The organism is Catenulispora pinistramenti (assembly GCF_018274385.1).
GTDB lineage: Bacteria > Actinomycetota > Actinomycetes > Streptomycetales > Catenulisporaceae > Catenulispora > Catenulispora pinistramenti.
In genome coordinates, this window is record NZ_JAAFYZ010000478.1 from 1 (window position 1) to 1,457 (window position 1,457).

The window sequence follows — 1,457 nt, forward strand, 5'->3', positions numbered from 1 at the left end:
CTAGATGAATGAGTCCGAAGTTCAGGCATGTCAGTGGTAGCTATGCGGTCTGGCCGTTGGTGTCGTGGGTGTCGTCTAGGGTCGGTTGTATGAAGATCGTCCACGAGGTCGCGATCATTGTTCTCACGGACCGTGACGGGCGGGTGTTGATGCAGCATCGCAGTCACGATGCATACCCGGAACCGGGCAGGTGGACGCCTCCGGGCGGACATCTGGAACCCGGGGAGGACGCGGTGACTGCCGCCTGCCGCGAACTGCTTGAGGAGACCGGGTTGACCGCTACCCTCGTGCCTGACCGGGTCGTGGAACAGGTCGGTGCTGACGGCGTCGGGGTCCGATTCCATGTGTTCACCGGAAGCACCGACGCCCGCCAGGAAGATGTCATCCTGGGCGAGGGGCTGGCAATGCGGTTCCTCACCCCCGAAGAGATCGCCACGATCGAACTGGTCGGCAACGCCCACTTGTTGTTGAGCCTGGTATTGACCGCACCACCAACGTGACGGCATCGCGAAGGGTGTCGTTGCCTGTGTGTGAATACCGACCTCGACACCCTTCTGACCGCACTTTACGTCTTCGTGTCCGACCGCGTGGTCAAACGCCGACGAATAGGCCGCCCGCTCCTGCTGGATGACGCCGAGCTGCTGTGTCTGGCGATCGCCCAGGTGCTCCTCGGGTTCGCCGGGGAGCGGCACTGGATCCGCTACGCCCGCAAGCATCTGCGGCACCTGTTCCCGTACATCCCTCAGCAGTCCGGCTACAACAAGCGGCTTCGGGCGGCCGGTCCGCTGATCGCGACGATGATCCGGGAACTGGCGCTCGTCACTCCGACCGGGGTCGAGGGCCTGCGTCTGATCGATTCCACGCCGGTGCCGTGCGGCATGTCCCGGGAGACCGCGAAACGCTCGGACCTGGCCGAGGAAGCCGGATACGGCTACTGCGCCTCCCACTCCCGGTACTTCTGGGGCATGCGCCTGTACCTGCTCACCTCCGCCGAGGGCATGCCGCTGATGTGGTGCCTGGCCAACCCAAAACTCGGCGAGCGGGAGGTGATGACCGCGATGTGCGAGGTCGACCACCACCTCGTCGCCGAAGGACAGGTGATCCTGGCCGACAAGGGGTTCGCCGGCGGGGAGTTCGAGCAGCTGTGCGCCGAGCTGGGCGTCCACTTGGTCCGCCCTGCCCGGCGCAACACCTCCGACCCCGCCTCCACCCCGACCGAGCGCAAGCTGCTGCGGATGCGCCAATGGATCGAAGCGATCTTCGACACCCTCAAAGGCCAGCTGTCGCTGGAACAACACGGTGCCCGCACCCACGGTGGCATCTTCGCCCGGATCGGCCAGCGCCTGCTGGCCATGGCCGCCGCGATCTGGCACAACACCAAGACCGGCGCGGCAAGCAAGCGATCATTGATCGCCTACGACCACTGACCAGCCAAGCGATCGGACTCAATCATCTAG

The 1,457-nt window shown here is 65.0% G+C and carries 2 protein-coding genes; both read left to right on the plus strand.

Going from position 1 to position 1,457, the window contains the following annotated elements; translation table 11 throughout:
• Nucleotides 1-89 precede the first annotated feature (89 nt).
• Entirely contained in the window at nucleotides 90-500 is a 411-nt protein-coding gene (locus KGQ19_RS48595) for an NUDIX domain-containing protein (protein WP_212022433.1), read from the plus strand.
• 30 nt (nucleotides 501-530) lie between these two features.
• Nucleotides 531-1,427, plus strand: coding sequence for an IS982 family transposase (locus KGQ19_RS48600; protein WP_212022434.1), 897 nt, complete (start codon nucleotides 531-533; stop codon nucleotides 1,425-1,427).
• Nucleotides 1,428-1,457 lie beyond the last annotated feature (30 nt).

Coding starts and splice junctions, on each gene's coding strand:
- KGQ19_RS48595 (WP_212022433.1), top strand. CDS start 90: ATGAAGATCGTCCACGAGGTCGCGATCATTGTTCTCACGGACCGTGAC.